At 47.3% G+C, this 2,583-nt stretch carries 4 protein-coding genes; all 4 read left to right on the top strand.

Going from position 1 to position 2,583, the window contains the following annotated elements; genetic code table 11:
- On the top strand, nt 1-778 hold a 778-nt coding region (locus ENN47_07460; GenBank protein HDP78005.1), incomplete at its 5' end, for a peptidase M24.
- A gap of 216 nt (nt 779-994) precedes the next feature.
- Nucleotides 995-1,438 (top strand): SsrA-binding protein SmpB, encoded by a 444-nt coding sequence (gene smpB / locus ENN47_07455; protein HDP78004.1) that lies wholly within the window; start codon nt 995-997, stop codon nt 1,436-1,438.
- Between the two features lie 144 nt (nt 1,439-1,582).
- Complete coding sequence (locus ENN47_07450; protein HDP78003.1) at nt 1,583-2,146, top strand: hypothetical protein; 564 nt, start codon at nt 1,583-1,585, stop codon at nt 2,144-2,146.
- 21 nt (nt 2,147-2,167) lie between these two features.
- On the top strand, nt 2,168-2,485 hold the full coding sequence (locus ENN47_07445) for a hypothetical protein (GenBank protein HDP78002.1): 318 nt from the start codon (nt 2,168-2,170) through the stop codon (nt 2,483-2,485).
- The last annotated feature ends 98 nt before the right edge of the window (nt 2,486-2,583 follow it).

The following is a 2,583-nucleotide window of genomic DNA, read 5'->3' as shown; positions in this document are numbered from 1 at the left end:
GAAGCTCCTTTCCGATGCCGGCAGGTATTCCGGCGAGCACGTAGACATTACTCCAATGCGAACTCTCTTGAGCCAGTCAGAGACAGATACTTACAGGATTTTGGGCAGGGAGTGCGACGAGATCTTTTCCGCACTAGTCCCTACTCTAAATAGTGAGATGACTGAACTGGAAGTTCAAGGTCTCTTCTACGATGCGATGGCGAAGAGGGACATCGAACCTTTATTGGCGCTTGTTTTCTCGGAGGACAGCTCACTCAGATACAGGCACAATCTATCGAGAGACGTTAAGCTTGGAAGAAGAGGATTCGTGAGCATCTGTGCCAGGAGAAGGGGCTTGATCGTTTCTTCGAGCAGGACTTTCATGTTTGAGGCGTCGGACGATGTAATACGCCAGCATGAACAGAACTGCTTCGTCGATGCTGTGGCGATTGGCTCGTCAAGACCGGGAGTGAAGCTGTCGGAAGCCTTTGAAAGCTTGATCGATGCCTATGAAAAGGTGGGCAGGTCCGGTGAATGGAAGTTCCATCATCAAGGAGGGATCGCCGGATATCTCCCGAGGGAAGTACACGCCAATCTGAAGAGCGATGTCTATCTTCTGGAGGGCAATGCCGTTGCCTGGAATCCGACAATAAGGGGCACGAAGTCCGAAGACACCGTATTGATAGGCAATGACGAAAATTCGATCCTATCATTTCCTGAAGAGAGCACGTGGCCGTCATTGGAGTTCGAAATAAGCGACAAGGTAGTGAGGAGGCCTGCGCCCCTTCTGATCGGCTAGTCGGGCCATGTTCTCTTGAGCGATAAATTTTTCACAATTGACGCACAAAATTTCCATTGCCCAGCGGAAAAGAAGTTATAATTTTTTTGGGCATGGTTTTCTCTTGTTTAATATAAAGAGCGGACCATAAGAAAGGGATCTTATTAAGATCCCTTTTTTGAAATGCATATGCCTTGTGATAAAATCAATTCCGTTCAGCGGGACGGAGGGATCTCAATGAAAACGGTAGTTACGAACAAGAAGGCACGGTTCCAGTACCACCTTATGGATTCATACGAAGCCGGGATCGAGCTTGTCGGCACGGAAGTAAAATCTCTGCGCCTTGGCGGCGCTTCTCTGATAGATGCATACTGCAAGATCGAGAACGGGGAGATCTTTCTTATGGAATGCAATATCAGTCAGTATACACATGGAAATGTTTGGAATCACGAGCCGCGCAGAAAGCGAAGGCTTCTTATGCATAGGAAGGAGATACTGAGGCTCGATCAGAAGATCAAGGAAAAGGGATTGACAATTATCCCTCTGAGAATCTACTTCAACGACAAGGGAAAGGCTAAGGTTGAGATTTCACTCGCAAAGGGAAAGAGACTTTTCGACAAGCGCGAGGATATCGCGAAGAGGGATGTTGAAAGAAGGATGCGTCAACGGACAGACTTGTGAATAATCTTGCTTCCTGGACGTTTTTTTCTTCCGAATAGAGCAGCAATAATGGCTTTGAACCTCAATACTGTTGTGGTATAATCAATCTGTCTTATACTGCCAATAACGCCAATAGCTTTGCAATTATTAAGGGGAGGTGTATTTATGAAGAAAGTCGCTTTAGTAGCTTTGCTCCTTTTTGCGGTCTCACTGGGTTTCTCTACGCCTAAAGCGCTTATAGGTGGTGCTTTTGGGATTAATGCCACTAATCCAGTTTATCAGCCCGAGAGATGGGGCGCCGGTGCCTTGGATCTCTCTCTTCAGCTTCCATTTACCGATAAGATTGGAGCCATGTTGAGTGCGCAGGCGGCCATCAGGTATCCAAGCAATAAGATAGGTTTGTTCAATGCCGATATCTATTTCCAGGTCTTCGAGACAATGAACCTGACCGTAAGGCTACTTGTTAGTGTAGGCTCTGTACAGGACTCGAACTTTGGTGAACAGGGTTGGGAGATCGGAATTCTTGATCTTGGAGCGCCACATCTTGCAGTTGGTGGCGGGTTCCAGGTTATGACACCGATTTCCGATGGGGTAATTCTCAATGGCTATGCAAGGGGCTACAGAGTGAAAGACTATCAGACTCGCCAGGAGGGAGACTTCCCCGGTGGAGATTACTGGCCCCTTCCCGAGTTCTTCTCTGCAGGACTTGGAGTGCTCTACGAATTCTAATCAAGAGTCAAAGAGACTTTTTTGAGAAGATTTTTTTTGGTTTTGTTTGTTCTACTTTTTTCTTTTGCAAGTTTAGCGGTAACGGGTTACGACAAATTCTTACATTATTCTGTTAGCTATACCGCCTTTGGCCTTTCAAGCTTCTTGCTTGGGGACACGGGCGGTTTTCTCTTCTCGGCATTTCTTGGTGTAGGGAAGGAAGTCTGGGACCACCTTTCCGGGGAAGGCTCGGCAGAGATCGAAGATCTGATAGCGGACTTCGCCGGAATAGCCTCTGCATACAATTTTGTCCGCAGTTTGCCATTCAGGCCGATGCTGGTCTTCGTGTGGGTTTTCTAGACAGTCGTTATTCCATTATCAGGAGACTGCTAAAGGAGTTCCTCCGGAGTCGGTATGGCGTGTTTCTCTGCGAGTGAAGCGAGTGAGTTTCTGGTTTT

Source organism: Mesotoga infera, from assembly GCA_011045915.1.
In the GTDB taxonomy this organism is placed as follows: domain Bacteria; phylum Thermotogota; class Thermotogae; order Petrotogales; family Kosmotogaceae; genus Mesotoga; species Mesotoga infera_D.
The sequence above is the reverse complement of the archived record's forward strand: the minus strand, read 5'-3'. Positions and strand labels throughout refer to the sequence as shown.